Source organism: Flavobacterium ponti (assembly GCF_042652765.1).
In the GTDB taxonomy this organism is placed as follows: domain Bacteria; phylum Bacteroidota; class Bacteroidia; order Flavobacteriales; family Flavobacteriaceae; genus Flavobacterium; species Flavobacterium ponti.
Window position 1 is genome coordinate 32,989 of record NZ_JBHSGW010000026.1, and the last position, 15,720, is coordinate 48,708.

The 15,720-nt window shown below is 29.4% G+C and carries 18 protein-coding genes and 1 riboswitch; of the genes, 9 read left to right on the forward strand and 9 right to left on the reverse strand.

Annotated elements, in window-relative coordinates:
• Positions 1-12 precede the first annotated feature (12 nt).
• Positions 13-456 (forward strand): sterol desaturase family protein, encoded by a 444-nt coding sequence (locus tag ACFO3U_RS11210; protein ID WP_379742185.1) that lies wholly within the window; start codon positions 13-15, stop codon positions 454-456.
• 30 nt (positions 457-486) lie between these two features.
• On the opposite strand, the gene ACFO3U_RS11215 is transcribed toward ACFO3U_RS11210, so the two are convergent.
• The 4 genes from ACFO3U_RS11215 to ACFO3U_RS11230 are packed head-to-tail and all read right to left on the reverse strand — an operon-like array spanning position 487 to position 2,475.
• Positions 487-1,020: a DUF4252 domain-containing protein gene (locus ACFO3U_RS11215; RefSeq protein ID WP_379742188.1), complete on the reverse strand. Its 534-nt coding sequence runs from the start codon at positions 1,018-1,020 to the stop codon at positions 487-489.
• Between the two features lies 1 nt (position 1,021).
• Positions 1,022-1,543, reverse strand: a complete 522-nt coding sequence (locus ACFO3U_RS11220) for a DUF4252 domain-containing protein (RefSeq protein WP_379742191.1) — start codon at positions 1,541-1,543, stop codon at positions 1,022-1,024.
• A 5-nt stretch (positions 1,544-1,548) separates the two neighbouring features.
• Positions 1,549-1,989 (reverse strand): hypothetical protein, encoded by a 441-nt coding sequence (locus ACFO3U_RS11225; RefSeq protein WP_379742194.1) that lies wholly within the window; start codon positions 1,987-1,989, stop codon positions 1,549-1,551.
• A 3-nt stretch (positions 1,990-1,992) separates the two neighbouring features.
• A complete protein-coding gene (locus tag ACFO3U_RS11230; protein WP_379742197.1) occupies positions 1,993-2,475 on the reverse strand; it encodes an RNA polymerase sigma factor in 483 nt (160 codons plus the stop codon).
• Positions 2,476-2,605: 130 nt separating this feature from the next.
• Between ACFO3U_RS11230 and ACFO3U_RS11235 the strand changes: the two genes are divergently transcribed.
• A complete protein-coding gene (locus tag ACFO3U_RS11235; RefSeq protein WP_379742200.1) occupies positions 2,606-4,048 on the forward strand; it encodes a S41 family peptidase in 1,443 nt (480 codons plus the stop codon).
• Between the two features lie 62 nt (positions 4,049-4,110).
• Here the strand turns inward: ACFO3U_RS11235 and ACFO3U_RS11240 are convergent, their stop codons facing one another.
• Positions 4,111-5,169 carry a YncE family protein gene (locus tag ACFO3U_RS11240; protein WP_379742203.1) on the reverse strand — a complete coding sequence of 353 codons (1,059 nt, stop codon included), beginning with the start codon at positions 5,167-5,169 and terminating at the stop codon, positions 4,111-4,113.
• Between the two features lie 25 nt (positions 5,170-5,194).
• Positions 5,195-7,021 carry a TonB-dependent receptor plug domain-containing protein gene (locus ACFO3U_RS11245; RefSeq protein ID WP_379742206.1) on the reverse strand — a complete coding sequence of 609 codons (1,827 nt, stop codon included), beginning with the start codon at positions 7,019-7,021 and terminating at the stop codon, positions 5,195-5,197.
• 30 nt (positions 7,022-7,051) lie between these two features.
• Positions 7,052-7,307, reverse strand: a riboswitch (cobalamin riboswitch).
• Positions 7,308-7,410: 103 nt separating this feature from the next.
• Between ACFO3U_RS11245 and ACFO3U_RS11250 the strand changes: the two genes are divergently transcribed.
• From ACFO3U_RS11250 to ACFO3U_RS11265, 4 genes are all read left to right on the forward strand, one after another.
• Complete coding sequence (locus tag ACFO3U_RS11250) at positions 7,411-8,547, forward strand: ABC transporter substrate-binding protein (RefSeq protein ID WP_379742209.1); 1,137 nt, start codon at positions 7,411-7,413, stop codon at positions 8,545-8,547.
• A gap of 58 nt (positions 8,548-8,605) precedes the next feature.
• Complete coding sequence (locus tag ACFO3U_RS11255; RefSeq protein ID WP_379742212.1) at positions 8,606-9,634, forward strand: iron chelate uptake ABC transporter family permease subunit; 1,029 nt, start codon at positions 8,606-8,608, stop codon at positions 9,632-9,634.
• Between the two features lies 1 nt (position 9,635).
• Positions 9,636-10,415 carry an ABC transporter ATP-binding protein gene (locus ACFO3U_RS11260; RefSeq protein WP_379742214.1) on the forward strand — a complete coding sequence of 260 codons (780 nt, stop codon included), beginning with the start codon at positions 9,636-9,638 and terminating at the stop codon, positions 10,413-10,415.
• A gap of 63 nt (positions 10,416-10,478) precedes the next feature.
• Positions 10,479-11,249, forward strand: coding sequence for a dienelactone hydrolase family protein (locus ACFO3U_RS11265; protein ID WP_379742217.1), 771 nt, complete (start codon positions 10,479-10,481; stop codon positions 11,247-11,249).
• A 108-nt stretch (positions 11,250-11,357) separates the two neighbouring features.
• Here ACFO3U_RS11265 and ACFO3U_RS11270 read toward each other — a convergent pair whose 3' ends face one another.
• Complete coding sequence (locus tag ACFO3U_RS11270) at positions 11,358-11,810, reverse strand: tRNA (cytidine(34)-2'-O)-methyltransferase (protein WP_379742220.1); 453 nt, start codon at positions 11,808-11,810, stop codon at positions 11,358-11,360.
• A 37-nt stretch (positions 11,811-11,847) separates the two neighbouring features.
• Positions 11,848-12,414 carry a pseudouridine synthase gene (locus ACFO3U_RS11275; RefSeq protein WP_379742223.1) on the reverse strand — a complete coding sequence of 189 codons (567 nt, stop codon included), beginning with the start codon at positions 12,412-12,414 and terminating at the stop codon, positions 11,848-11,850.
• A 104-nt stretch (positions 12,415-12,518) separates the two neighbouring features.
• On the opposite strand from ACFO3U_RS11275, the gene ACFO3U_RS11280 reads away from it, so the two are divergent.
• Genes ACFO3U_RS11280 through ACFO3U_RS11290 form a run of 3 tightly spaced genes read left to right on the forward strand, consistent with a single transcriptional unit; the run spans position 12,519 to position 14,822 of the window.
• On the forward strand, positions 12,519-13,895 hold the full coding sequence (locus ACFO3U_RS11280) for a DNA recombination protein RmuC (RefSeq protein ID WP_379742226.1): 1,377 nt from the start codon (positions 12,519-12,521) through the stop codon (positions 13,893-13,895).
• A gap of 4 nt (positions 13,896-13,899) precedes the next feature.
• Positions 13,900-14,271 (forward strand): 6-phosphogluconate dehydrogenase, encoded by a 372-nt coding sequence (locus tag ACFO3U_RS11285; protein ID WP_379742229.1) that lies wholly within the window; start codon positions 13,900-13,902, stop codon positions 14,269-14,271.
• 2 nt (positions 14,272-14,273) lie between these two features.
• A complete protein-coding gene (locus ACFO3U_RS11290; RefSeq protein ID WP_379742231.1) occupies positions 14,274-14,822 on the forward strand; it encodes an acyl-CoA thioesterase in 549 nt (182 codons plus the stop codon).
• Positions 14,823-14,862: 40 nt separating this feature from the next.
• On the opposite strand, the gene ACFO3U_RS11295 is transcribed toward ACFO3U_RS11290, so the two are convergent.
• A complete protein-coding gene (locus ACFO3U_RS11295) occupies positions 14,863-15,714 on the reverse strand; it encodes a DUF5777 family beta-barrel protein (protein ID WP_379742234.1) in 852 nt (283 codons plus the stop codon).
• Positions 15,715-15,720 lie beyond the last annotated feature (6 nt).

Sequence of the window (15,720 nt, forward strand, 5' to 3'; positions counted from 1 at the left end):
TAAATTAAAAAAATGTTGTTACAAATTGTTGTTTTTATACTTACTTTTTGCATTATGGAATTTATGGCTTGGTTTACACATAAATACGTAATGCATGGTTTTTTATGGAATTTACACGCTGATCATCATAAAAAAGACCATGATTCTTGGTTTGAACGAAATGATGCTTTCTTTATTTTTTATGCTATTGTAAGTATTACTTGTTTTTACACTTGGAGCATTGGTTCATTTGACTTAGGTTTAGCAATTGGTTTAGGTATTTTAGCTTATGGAATTGCTTATTTCTTGGTTCATGATATTTTTATTCACCAACGCTTTAAACTATTTAGAAATGCCAATAATAGATATGCAAAAGCAGTTAGAAGAGCTCATAAAATGCATCATAAACATCTAGGAAAAGACAAAGGAGAATGTTTTGGAATGCTTGTTGTTCCGTGGAAATATTTTAAAAATTAAAAAAGCTCCAATTAAGGAGCTTTTTTTTTATTATTTCATCATTTCTTGTAAGGGTTTCAATTGATCCAAATTAATATCTGATTTTTGTATTAAATTCATTATTTTCATAATGTTCATTGGATTCATATCTTTTCCTAAAATTCGCACCACTGCAAAACCGTTTTCTTTTTTGTTGGCAAATAAAACAAATTCGTTAATATGATCATCATCACCAACAAAATAAATGGAAGCACCATCACTACCTGAACCAAATTTCATTAATTCATTGTAAGAAGTTGTGTCTTTCAAAATTGTTCTAACTTTTTCTACCTCAACATCATAATTTTGTTTATTGGTTTCTTCTTTTTTAAAAGCCAAAACATTCATTTTATCGAATGATTCCAAAGCTTCTTTATCTGAATCAGTCAAACTCATTTTTTCGGTATTGATAATATCTGAACCTAAATCAATACTTATAAAATCTTTTGATTCTGTATTTTCTACAAAGTACTTTTGTAAGGTTGGTTTAGTATTACAACTTATTAAAGTTACTATTGAAAATAAAAATATAGTTAGTTTTTTCATCTTATTTTTTTGAAGCTTTTTTCAATTCATCTTTTCCTGGCAAGTTTAATCGTTCGGTCAAAGAAGATATTTCATCTAAATCAAATTCACCAGTAAGTGATAATAAAACAGAAGGTGTGTCTTTTGAACTACTTTCCATAAACATCAATAATTCTTTAACTATTGAGCTACTTCCTGCTGATTTAATGTAAATTTTCACGTCTTTTCCATCGCTATTTGCACGCATCAATTCTTCCAAAGGATTTGATTTTAGATAAGAAGTAACAGACGATTTCATATCACTTGCTATCTTTGCATTACTTGTTGTTAAGACTTTTAAGTTATCTAACTTTTTAAGTAAATTAAGGTATTGTTGCATTTCTTTATCTTTTGCATCCACCTTCACTTTACTCATCATTTCGAACATTTTTTTACTCACATTTACTGAGCTCACTCCTTCTTTTCCTTCAAATTTATCGAAAGAAGATTGAGCAAACAAAAATGCTGGTAAAAGGACTAATACTAAAATTGCTATTTTTTTCATGATTTCTATTTAAAAATTATTTCTTTTGTTTTTTCGTATTCTTCTAAATAAGCTACATTTTCTAAACCTGAATTCATATTGTTGGCCACCAATTGTAAAGCTTTGTGTGTTTCAACAAAAGCTTCTTCAGGAGTTTTAAATGTATCTAAGTTTTCTTGGTTTGTTGTGTTTTCTTGCAAATACATAAATGTAATTATAGAAACAAATACAAGACTTGCGGCAACACCAAACCATTTTATATAATTATTTTTGTTTTTTGGGATTATGAATTCTTTACTCATTTCTTGTTTACTAATTTTATAGTATTCAAAAAGCGATTGATAGCTCTCTAAATGAGAAGGCACATTATCATTTGCAAAGAAGTTTTTTATAATTTTTTCTTCTTCTAATGAAGTAGTTCCTTCTAGATATTTTTCTAGTAATTTTTCAATTTTTTGCAGTTCCATAATCTATAATTGACTAAATTTTTCTCTAATTGTTTTTCTTGCTCTTGATAAAGCTACTCTAATTGCTGTTTCATTCATATCTACTATTTTGGCAATTTCAGCAAATTCATATTCTTCAATTTCTCTTAACTGAACAATTATTCGTTGTTGTTCAGGTAAAGTGTTTATAATTTTTTCAACAATATTTAAATCATCTTTAGCTATAACTTGCTTTTCTAAAGAAGAATTATCACTATAATTACTATGAACTAGAGATATATTATCACTCCTTTTTGCTTTCAATTGGTCTAAACAATAGTTTTTAGTCATTGTCATAGCCATTGCTTCAATACTCTTAAATTTAGTTGTATCAGCTTTCCATAATTTCAATAAAACTTCTTGAGTAGCGTCTTCTGCTTCTTCATTACTAACCAACATTCTCTTTGCTAAACGAAAAAGTTTATCCTTAAAAGGTTTAATCAGAGTAATGAACTCTTGTTGCTTCATTTTGTTAGTTTGTTTATAAAGTTAAGACGAATGTAAATTAAAATTGTTACAATAGCATAAAAAATATAAATTTACATACCAAAATTACTTCATTGAAGTTATATTAATAAACCTGCTAAAAAATTCTTTTATGAATAAAGTTTTAAAATCATTAGTACTAACATTTTGTTTCTTATTTATATTTCAAAGTTGTAGTGATGACTATGATGATGTTTTACACTATAAAAACACCAATGAATTTATCTGGACTGGGTTAAATCAATATTACTATTGGCAAAAAAAATCTCCTGATTTAGTTGATGGAAGATTTGCTAATGATGCTGATTTTCAAAATTTTTTAAGCAATTATACACCTGAAAGTTTATTTCAACACTTGAGATATGAACCAGGAAATGTAGATAAATATAGCGTTCTTTTTAGCGATTATAACATTTTAGAAGCTGCTTTGCAAGGAACTTCAAAAAATACTGGTGCTGATTTAGGTTTTAAAAGAAAAACACCTGGTTCTACAGAAGTTTTTGGTTTTGTGCGTTATATTCTTCCAAATTCGGATGCTTCTTCAAAAAACATCCATCGTGGAGATATTTTTTATGCTGTAAATGGTGTTCCGTTGACCGTAAATAGTGAAGGTTATTTAAATTCTTCTGGTTTATCAGATGATACTTTTACTTTAAACATGGCTGATTATGATAATGGAAACATTACTCCAAATGGAAACACAATTGAACTAACAAAAACGGCTTATTCAGAAAATCCTGTTTTAATTAAAAATGTACATACTGTTGGAACTAAAAAAGTAGGTTATTTAATGTACAATGGTTTTTATACAAATTATGAAAATGAACTAAATAATGCATTTGCTTATTTTCAAAGTGAAGGAGTTACACATTTAATATTAGATTTAAGATACAATTCTGGTGGTTCAGTTAATGTAGCTACAGAATTAGCAAGTATGATTACAGGACAGTTTAACGGTCAAGTTTTTGCAAGACAAGAATGGAATGAAAAAAGAATGAGTTATTACAACTCAGTCAATCCAGATGCTTTGATAAACAAATTCACGAACTCATTGAGTAATGGAAATGGAATAAACAGCTTGAATCTAAACAAAGTTTATGTTTTAACTACAAATTCAACAGCTTCTGCAAGTGAATTAGTCATAAATGGTTTAAGACCTTATATAAATGTTACTACAATTGGAAGTGTTACAACTGGTAAAAATGTAGGTTCAATTACTTTGTATGATTCTCCAACTTTTCGCAAAGAGAACCTTAATCCAAATCACAAATATGCCATGCAACCTATTGTTCTAAAAATAATCAATAAAGATGGATTTGGAGAATACTCAAACGGTTTTGTCCCAAATGTTCCACTTAATGAAGATTATGCAAATTTAGGAGTTTTGGGAGAGAACACTGAACCAATGCTTTATGCAGCTTTAAATTACATAAATACAAATGGAAGAATGAGTGATAATTCAAATATAAAAGTTTTTGAACATGTTACAGATTCCAAAAATCTAGACGGCATTGAAAAAGGAATGTATTTGGAGAATCTTCCAAATTTAAAATAGAAAATAATAAAAAGGCTTCCAAACGGAAGCCTTTTTTCTAACAAACAAAAAAATAAAAACAGTTAATTAAAATAAAAACCTGTTGGAGTTACACCAACAGTTAATTCTTTTTCTAAGTTTCCTGTTTTAGAATAAATATACACTTTACCATTGGCACTGTAATCTAAAGCATCACCAACAAAAATTTTGTCGTTGGCAACAGCAAAACTATAAACACCATAAACTCCTTGACTATTTGTTGAAAACAATTCTGTAGAAGGTAAGCTAGTTGCTGTTAAATTCATTTTATAGATTCCCAAATCAACTGTGTAATAAACTTCGTTACCATCAATAACTAAATTTGAAGGATGATTTCCTGCTGTAAAATCAATAGATGATGTAACTGTTTCGCTTGACAAATTAATTTTTATAAATTTTCCTAAAGTTTCATCCGCTGTCCAATCTGGTTTTCCACCACAGATAACGTATAAACTTCCATTTTCTATTTGCAATGAATTTGGAACATCAGCTCCAAGAGCGATAGAATTTGTAACTGAATTAGAAGTAGAACTTATCACAGAAACCGTATTACCATAACCATATCCACCTTTGTGAGCAACATATAATTTTCCGTTGTTTTCAATAATACGTTCCGGTCCTTCTACTACAGGAATAGTTCCAGAAACAGTATAGTTTGAAACATTTAATATTGCCACATAATCGTCTGTAGTAACAGAAGCATCGCCCCAATTCGTTACATAACCTTTACCGTTTGCAAAAGCAATATATCTTGGATTATCTAAACCTGTATCAACTGTCGCAACATATTCTAATGTATAACGGTTTACAATTTCAATTTTATTAGAAGCATTTACAACTACAAAAGCATAATCATCATAAAAACCAATATCTTGAGCTGTATTACCTAATATTTTTGTTGGATTTACCGTAGAAAAAGCACTAACTTGAAAATCGGCTAAATCATTTGATAAAAAAGAAATTGTACTATTATCTTGTCCAAAATTCCCTTCATTTAAAATTAAAACACCATTATCATAAGCTCCAAGAGGTAAATCATTATTAATTTGTTGGTTATCATCATCAGAACATGAAGCAAAAAACACAGCAATTGCTGCAATCATAAATACTCTTTTAAAAATCATTTTATTAAAAATTAAAGGTTAAATTCATCATATAATTACGACCAGGCATTGGTCTAGATAAAACATTTTGATAGGGTTTATTTTCCAAATTCAGCACTTGAAATCCTAAACGTAAAGGTTTTTTATTTCCTATTTTATAAGAAATTGAAGCATTTGATACTAAATATTCTTTCAATTCATAAGCATTATCACTTGAAGTATAAACAACACCGTTAAATAAATTTTGATAGGTAAATGTTGTTCTCCTGTACCGAAAAGCTACACTTGAAGTCGCTTTATGAAACGGAACATAAATCAATTGTTTTTTTGTATCCTCATTTTCTGAAACTGTATAAGCATAAGTTCCATTTAATTGAATACTTGAATTGGTAAAATCTTTTTTCCAATGAAACAAAGCTTCTAATCCATAAATAGAAACTTTATCTGTATTAGTAGGTTGCCATTGTCCTGAGCTATTTGGCAACCAACGCAACATATCTGTAATTTTTGAATAAAAAACAGTTGTAGTTAAAGAAGCATTTTTATAACTAAACACCTGACCTATTTCTGCTTGTAAAGAACTTTCTGGCTTTAAATTTAAATTTCCACTTCCTTGCCAATACAAATCATTGAAGGTTGGAATTCTAAAGTTTTTTGAACCTGAAAACTTCAGAGCATACCATTTAAACACTTGCAAATTTCCACCTAAAGAATATAACAATGGACTTTTGTAATTAGAAGTGATTTCTTTTCGAATACTTGCTTCATAAGAAAATTTCTTAGTGATTTGATGTTTGAACAACAAACTAAAAGAACCTATTTCTCTTTTATTTTCAGACAAACTTGAACCATTTCCAGCATTTTGAGTATAATCTACAATTGAGTTTATCTTAATTTTTGATGACCAATTGTACAACAAATCATATTTTGCAATAAACGTATTGGCATTTCCAGTTGTAAAATTTTCTAAAGCTTTATTTTCAAAATATTTATACTCTTCAGTTAAATAAGCCACTTTAGTTTTGGAAGTAAACAAACCTGAGAAATTAGTCCATTCCAATAAATTTCTAGTATTAAAATCTAAATAGTTACTCTTTGAAGGAGAAGCAATTGTTCCAGAAAAATTTCGACTACCATCAAATAAATAGCTAAAAAACTTGATTTCATTATTTTGATTTATACGATAACCAATATTCGAATTGAAACTTGTATTTTCATATTGACCGTTTGCGTTTATTTTGTCATATCCAATATATTTATAATCGTTTTCAGATTGATTATGAGATATAATTACATTAGCAAAAATTTTGTCTGTTGCAATATCTAAAGTATAATTGGCTCCAAAAGTTTCAAAACTACCATAATTTAAACGCAACTGATTTTCAAATTTCTCTTTAAAAGCAATTTCATTATTCAAGTGAATTGTTCCACCAACAGCTCCACTTCCATAAATAACACTTCCACCACCAGCTCTTACTGTAATTGAATTAAAACCGCTTGTAGTTAATGTGTTAAAATCCGTTTGACCATTTAATTGAGAGTTTATATTTATTCCATTCCAAATCACTGCAGTTTGTTGGGCAGTTGTTCCTCTAAATGATGGTGAAGAAACCATTCCATTGCCGTTTTCTTTGAAATAAATAACCGAATTATAACGTAACAAAGAAGTTAAAGAAGCTTGATTATTTTTAATCACACTATCATTAAGTTGGATTGTATTTTGAGTATCAGAAAAATTTTTCAATTGCGAATCGACAAGCACTACTTCTCGCAAATGAAAAATAGAATCTTGCTGTGCCCAAATAAGAGAACAAGCTGTTAAAGCAAAAAACAGAGCTAATTTTTTAAACATATCTTATAAACTTTTCTTCCCGAAAGTTTCTATTAGTTAACAAATTAGGCAGGTCTCCTGGCTTGCGTCTTGTTATTGACCTTCCCATTTTGAAGTTTGAAAGTAGAAGTTTGAAGTTAGAAATTTTCTAAATTCTGAATTCTAAATTCTAAATTACTAAACAGTGGTAATGTAGATAATAACAAGCTTAATAGCTTACAGTTGCGGGTACAGCTTAGGTTTTTAACCTAATTCCCTTTTAATGCTGTTCAATATTGAACAAGCAACCTTAATTCTGGTGCGAAGATATGGTTATTTTTTTAGAATAGAATAAAAAATATTTTAATCATTTGTATTACTTCCATTATTTTAATCAAAACAAAATTCTAATTTTGCGTAAAATTATTTTTATGCACAAGATTCTTAAAGCGTTTTTATTTTCCATTCTTTTTTTTGGTTTAATCCAATGTAAAAAGACTAAAAACATAGCAAAAGCAACAGTTAATGAAAATGAAATCATTCATGCTGAAGGTTTTTCATTGGTTGAATATGATGATTTTTCAATTTTAAAAGTTAAAAATACTTATCCTGAATCAGATGAAACTTTTACTTATGTTTTGCACAGAGAAAATGTAATTGTTCCTGATAGTTTACAAAAATTTACTGCCATACAAATTCCAATTCAGAAGATAATTGTTACTTCAACAACTCATATTCCATCACTTGAAATGTTAGGTGTTGAAAACACTTTGGTTGCATTTCCTTCCTTAAAATATATTTCTTCCGAAACAACCAGAGAAAGAATTGATCAAGGAAAAGTGAGAGAAATTGGTAAAAATCAAAGTTTAAATACCGAAATTATTTTAGATTTAAACCCAGATGTCATTATCGGTTTTAGTGTTGATGGCGATATGAAAACCTACAAAAATTTAGAAAAGAGCGGTCAAAAAGTAATCTTTAATTCAGATTGGACCGAAAAAACTCCATTAGGAAAAGCAGAATGGATTAAATTTTTTGGGGCTTTATATGATAAAAATGAAAAAGCAAATGCAGAATTTGAATCCATTGAAGAAAGTTATAACAAAGCTTTAAAATTAGCTCAAAAAGCTGAAATTAAGCCTACCGTTTTTGCTGGAGCAATTTATGAAGATCAATGGTTCTTACCTCAAGGTGATAGTTGGGCTGCTTTATTTTTAAAAGAAGCTAATGGAAATTATCTTTGGTCTGACACAGAAGGTACTGGAAGTTTAGCATTATCTTTTGAAACTGTTTTAGATAAAGCTAAAGATGCAGATTTTTGGATTGGACCTGGACAGTTTACTTCAATTGACGAAATTATTAAAGACAATAAAAATTATAAGTTCTTTAAAGCTGTAGAAACTAAAAATGTTTATTCATTCAGTACAAAAAAAGGAAAAACTGGTGGCATAATATATTATGAATTAGCACCAAACCGACCAGACTTAGTGTTAAAAGACATGATTAAAATTTTACATCCTGAACTTTTGCCTAATTATGAACTGTTCTTTTTTGAGCAATTGCAATAATTTTTGATTAAAATACTTTGTATTATCTTTGAGCATTGCTTTATAACTAATTCGAATAATGCCAAACTCCAAAAAACATTTTATATTATTCTTAGCACTACTTGCTGTCTTAGTGATTTTGTTTTTTGTAAACATCAGTTTAGGTTCAATTTCAATTCCAAATGAAGAAATTGTAAAAGGAATTTTCAATCAAAAAATGAGTAAAGAAAGTTGGGAAATCATTCTCTATAACTTTCGTTTACCAAAAGCACTAACAGCAATTTTAGTAGGAATGGCACTTTCAATAAGTGGACTATTAATGCAAACTTTATTTAGAAATCCTTTAGCTGGACCATATGTTTTAGGCTTGAGTTCAGGAGCAAGTTTAGGAGTTGCATTTATTATATTAGGAACTTCATTTTTACCATCATTTCTTTCTGAACTGTTTCTTTCTTCTTATGGAATAGTAGTAGCTTCAGGTTTAGGAAGTGCATTAGTTTTAATGGCTGTTTTAGTAGTTTCCCAAAAATTAAAAGATACTATGGCAATTTTAATTGTCGGATTAATGTTTGGAAGTTTTACCAGTGCAATTGTTTCAGTCCTAACCTATTTTTCAACAGCTGAACAATTACAAAAATTCACTTTTTGGTCAATGGGAAGTTTAGCCAATTTGAGTTGGAACGAAGTTAGTTTATTAGGTGTATTAACAGCCATCGGATTAAGTATTAGTTTTTTAGTCATCAAACCTTTGGATGCTTTACTTTTAGGAGAACGTTATGCTAATAGTTTAGGAATAAATTTCAAAAAAACACGAATTCTAATCATCATAGCAACCAGTATTTTAGCAGGAAGCATTACCGCTTTTGTGGGTCCAATTGCTTTTATTGGATTAGCAGTTCCTCATATGGCAAAATTATTATTTCAAACGAGTAATCATTTGACTTTGTTTTGGAGTACAATTTTATTAGGAGCCATCATTTTATTATTTTGTGATATCATAGCTCAATTACCAGGAAGTGATTTAACCTTACCTATAAATGCAGTAACTTCAATGATTGGTGCTCCAATTGTTATTTGGTTATTAGTTCGAAAACGAAATTTTAGTTGATTTGAATAAAAAAGTCCTACATACAAAAAATCTAACTATTGGATACAAAAACAAATCCAACACAACAGTTATTGCCAAAAATCTAGATATTCATTTGCCTTCTGGAAAATTATTTGGATTAATTGGGGCAAACGGAATTGGAAAATCAACTTTATTAAAAACCATAACAGGAATCATTAAACCTTTAGAAGGAAATGTTTTTATAAACGACAAATCCATTGAAACTTTCAAATCAGAAGATTTATCAAAAGAACTAAGTATTGTTTTAACCGAACATCTTCCACCAAGTAATTTATCGGTTTATGAAATCGTAGCTTTAGGAAGACAACCTTATACCAATTGGCTAGGAACACTTTCCAATGAAGATAAGATCAAAATTGAAGAAGCTTTAACATTAACTGAAATCCATACATTCCAACATAAAAAACATTTTGAAATTAGTGACGGTCAATTGCAAAAAACACTTATTGCTAGAGCGTTAGCACAAGATACAGATTTGATTATTTTAGATGAACCCACAACTCATTTGGATTTGGTTCATAAAGTCACATTGTTAAAATTACTGCAAAAACTAACACATGAAACTGGTAAAACAATTCTTTATTCTACTCATGATATTGATTTAGCCATTCAATTATGTGATGAAATAATTGTAATTACTGATGATAAAGTTTACCAAAACGAACCATGTAAATTAATAGAAGAAGGTGTTTTTGAAGTTATTTTTAAAAATGAAAACATCCAATTTGATGCTTCACACGGAAAATTTAATATTAAATAAAACTTATAAATTGTTTAATACTTTATAAATAAAGAATTTGTAATTTAGTAAAAAAAATAAATTATGAATTTAAAACAAATAAGCGCAATAGTTATTTTATTTTCATCTATTTACGCACAAGCTCAATTAAAATCAGTTCCATACACTGATGGAAATCAAAAATTAGAAGGTTTTTTAGCTACTCCTACAAAACCAAATGCTAAAAAAGCTGGTGTAGTTGTTCTCCATGCTTGGATGGGAATTAGCGAACACGAAAAAGAAAGTGCTCAAAAATTAGCTGATTTAGGATATTATTCTTTTGTAGCAGATGTGTATGGTGTTGGAAATAAACCTTCCAATACAAATGAAGCTGGAAAATTAGCTGGTTTCTATAAAACAGATTTTGCTTCTTATCAAAAAAGAATTCAGTTAGCCATTGATCAATTGGTAAAAGCTGGTGCAAATCCAGATGAAATTGCTGTAATTGGATATTGTTTTGGAGGAACAGGTGCTATTGAAGCTGCTCGTGGTGGTTTAAAAGTAAAAGGTGTTGTCTCTTTTCACGGTGGTTTAGGGAAAGATGGCAATAGAATTGCAACTCCAATTTCAGCAAAAGTTTTAGCACTTCATGGAGCTGATGACCCTTATGTTCCAGCTAAAGAAGTTAGTGCTTTTGAAGACGAAATGAGAACTGCTAAAGCAGATTGGCAATTAAACATTTACGCAAATGCTGTTCATGCATTTACACACAAAGATGCAGGAAGTGATAATAGTAAAGGTGCAGCTTACAATGAAAAAGCAGATAAAAGAAGTTGGGAAGCGATGAAAATTTTCTTTGACGAACTATTTAAATAATTACACAGACAATCTTGTCATTCTGAATTTATTTCAGAATCTTTTCAAATCTCAAAGTGAAAAAGATTTTAGAAACTGAAACAAGTTCAGAATGACAAAAATTGGATACTATTTTAAATCAATCTGCCTTTTGGCTTCACCAATTAAAAAAGTTACAGAATTAGCTAAATTATAACTTCGAACATATTTTGAAATCGGAATTTTTAGATGGTTTTCAAATTGAGCTAAGACTTCTTCACTCAATCCAACACTTTCTTTTCCAAAAACCAACCAATCACCATCTTGAAATTCTTGTTCCAAATACGATTTTTCAGCATGAGAACTCATTAAAAAAACACGTGATAAATCAGGAATTTGTGCTTTCCATTCTGCAACGGATTGGTATTCTTTCCAATCTAAATGCACCCAATAATCCAAACCCGAACGTTTTAAATTCTTATCCGTAATTTCAAAACCAAAGGGATGAATTAAATGCAAACGACTTTCAGTTCCAACACATAATCGACCTATGTTTCCTGTGTTGTTTGGTATTTCGGGTTCTATTAAAACTATGTTTAGCATTATTTAAGTTTGTGGTTAATTGTTTATAGTCTGTTGTTTAAATATCAAATGCTTGTACTTCTAAAACTTCACCTGCTTGTAATCCTTTTAAAGTTGTATTTCCAATTCGAATTCTAACTAATCTTAAAGTTGGAAACCCAACAGCAGCTGTCATTTTTCGCACTTGACGAAATTTTCCTTCTGTTAAAGTTACCGAAACCCAACTCGTTGGTCCATGTCGTTCATCTCTAATTCTTCTTCCTGGTCCAATATAATTTGGCAATTCATGTAGTAAATGAGCTTTACAATTTCGAGTTAAATATTTCGAACCGTTGATACCAATTTCAACACCTTTAGTCATCAAATCAACCGTTTCTTGGGTAATAATTCCATCGACTTGTGCATAATATTCTTTCTCTACTTTTTTGCTTCTAACTTGCTCACTAACTTTTCCATCAGTAGTTAAAAACAATAAACCTTCAGAATCTTCATCTAATCTTCCAACAGCCATTGTTCCTTCAGGAAAATCAAACAATTCACCTAATAAACGCTTTTTTCGCTTTTGTTCATAAATGAATTGGCTTAGATAACTATGAGGTTTATGTAACAAGAAATGACGGTGCATTATGAAATAAATTTTGGCAAAAATACATTATTAATCTTACTTTTAAATTCAAGTATTAAATCTATAATCTGAATATTTTATTAACTTTACATAAAATTATTTCTATGAATGAATCGTTTCTTATTCTAATCACATTTCTAGTAGCATTAGCTATTGGTTTTTTTGTTGGAAAACTACTTTCTAAAGCCCAATCACAATCCGAAAAATCAGGTTTAGAAGAAAAAGTGAATGGCTTAATGAGTCAGATTGAACAACTTAAAAATCAATTGGCTTCAGAAAAAATGCAATTTGAAAAAGTTTTACAACAAGTAAATAGTGAAAAAGAAACCATTCGTACAGAAAAAGAAGCTTTAGCCATTCAATTGTCTAAAAAAGAAGTTGATTTTGAAAATCTTTGGGAACGAAATAAAGAGCAAAAACAAGAAGTTGAGCAACTACAAGAAAAGTTTACCAAAGAATTTGAGAATTTAGCCAATAAGATTCTGGACGAAAAATCTAATAAGTTCACAGAACAAAACAAAGAGAATATGAAAAATATTCTTTCTCCTTTGCAAGATAAAATTCAATTATTTGAGAAAAAAGTAGAAGATACTCATAAAGAAAGCATCGATTATCATGCAGCTTTGCGTCAACAAATTCTTGGCTTACGCGAAATGAACGAACAAATGAGTAAGGAAACAATCAACTTAACCAAAGCTCTAAAAGGTGATAGCAAATTGCAAGGAAATTGGGGTGAATTAGTTTTAGAACGTGTTTTAGAAAAATCAGGTTTAGAGAAAGGTCGTGAATATGAAGTACAACAAAGTTTTACTAATGAAGAAGGAACACGAATTCTTCCTGATGTTATCATCAATCTACCTGATGGAAAGAAAATGGTGGTCGATTCAAAAGTATCTTTAACAGGTTATGAGCGATATGTAAATGAAGAAGATGAAATTTTAAAAGTAACTTATTTAAAAGAACATGTCAATTCAATTAAACGACATGTGGAACAATTAAGTGCCAAAAATTACCACGACATTTATCAAATGGAAAGTCCTGATTTTGTTTTACTTTTCATTCCTATAGAACCAGCCTTTGCTTTAGCTTTGAATGATGATAGTAGTTTATACAGCAAAGCATTTGAAAAAAATATTGTGATTGTTACACCTACTACTCTATTAGCTACTTTGCGAACTATTGATAGCATGTGGACGAATCAAAAGCAACAAGAAAATGCCATTGAAATTGCCCGTCAAGCTGGAGCTTTGTATGATAAATTTGAAGGATTTGTTTCTGATTTAATCAAAATAGGAAAGAAAATGGATGAAGCCAAATCAGAGTATGGAAATGCCATGAATAAGCTTGTTGAAGGAAAAGGAAATTTGGTTACAAGTGTAGAAAAATTGAAAAAAATGGGTGCAAAAGCTAAAAAAGCATTACCTGAACCTATATTAAAAAGAGCAAACGAATTAGAAGAAAATTTAACAGATAACGAATAAAGCTATGAGTAAATTTATGAAAGTATTGTTGTATGGAGCATTAGGATTCCTTTTGTTTCTAATTGGTTACTTTGTTTTTGTGTATTATGTTCCTTACAGCGAAGGAGTAAGATCTGGTGAATTAATAAAAATTAGTCACAAAGGATATGTGGTAAAAACTTGGGAAGGAGAAATTAGTCAAGGAATTTCTGGTGCTCAAATTTTTGAATTTTCTGTGATGGACAATCAACCAGAAGCTATTGAAAAATTAAAAGAACTTCAAGGTAAATTTGTAAAAGTAAACTATGTTGAAAGATATAAAACATTCTTTTGGTGGGGAGATACTCGCTATTTTATTACAGATGTAACTGAAGATCAATCCCCTTTTGCAAGATAAATATGAACGAAAAAACAAATACAGTTAACGCTTCCAAAATCACATTTACCGAATTAATGTTGCCATCACATTCCAATTTTAGTGGAAAAATCCATGGTGGATATTTGTTACAATTGATGGATCAAATTGCATTTGCAAGTGCTTCAAAATATTCAGGTTTATATTGTGTAACAGCTTCTGTTGATACAGTTGATTTTTTAAATCCTGTAGAAATTGGAGAACTTTTAACCTTAAAAGCTTCTGTAAATTATGTAGGAAATAGTTCAATGGTTGTAGGAATACGTGTAATTTCTGAAAACATTAAAACTGGAAAAGTAAAACATTGTAATTCTAGTTATTTTACTATGGTTGCTAAAGATGAAGAAGGAAACAATGCTAAAGTTCCAACACTAATTTTATACAATCTAGAAGAAGTCAGACGTTTTTATGATTGTGTAATTCGAATTAATCAAAAGAAAAAGAACAAAATTTTAGAAGATAAATTTGATCATACTTCTGAGAAATCTATTGAAAACCTATCAAATTTTAATGTGCAATTAGATATTAAATAAAAAATCCCAATCTTAGTTGATTGGGATTTTTTATTTCTTTTTAAAATACTCTGACTAGATTAAATCCAAAAGCAATTTCACTTTTACTCCATTTTCCACTAGTGTTTCCGAGAAAACCACTTTCGTGCATTGCTTGAGAATTAGTAAAATGCATTTGAAAAACGTGTCCACCAGTTTCTAAATCAACACCAATTGACAATGGGTTTGTAAAAGGTGAATTAGAAGCTCTGTTTAAATGAGCTGCATAATCCATATTAATAGACCAACGAGTTGTTAATTTATATCTTCCTCCAAAACCTAGTGCAAATTGACTATTATCTTGATTATTATCAACAACATAGTTCTCATGAAAATAAGTTGGAGCCAATTCCAAAGATAAATTATCACTAAATTTTCTAGAAATTAATAATTGGTTCACATAACTTAATCTGTCTTCAAATTCCAATAAAGGCAATAGATCTTTTTCTAAAGCTGTGTTTATAGCAATACTATTGAACCCAACAATTTCAAAAGGAAAACCTCCTTCTTCTTGATGCATTAAACTATATTTTCCAGCAGCTTCATAGGTTTTATTAAAACCACTACGAGAAGCATGAACACTTAACCAAGGAGTAACTCCATACACAAACTGCAATCTTGTATTGGCATTATCTAATCCAAAAAAATCATCAAAACCATTTTTAAAATAATCAAATCGATGCGAAACAACAAAATATAAATCTCCTTTAGAAGCAAGCTTTGTAGATTCTAAATTGACTATTTTTAAGGATTTGAAGGATGAATTGACTCTTTTATCAACTGCTACTGTATCAATTTCGTTTAGTAAATCATCTTGAGCAAAAAGATAGGTTGAAACTAATAAAAACAAAACAGATATTTTCCAATTTCTCATGGTTAT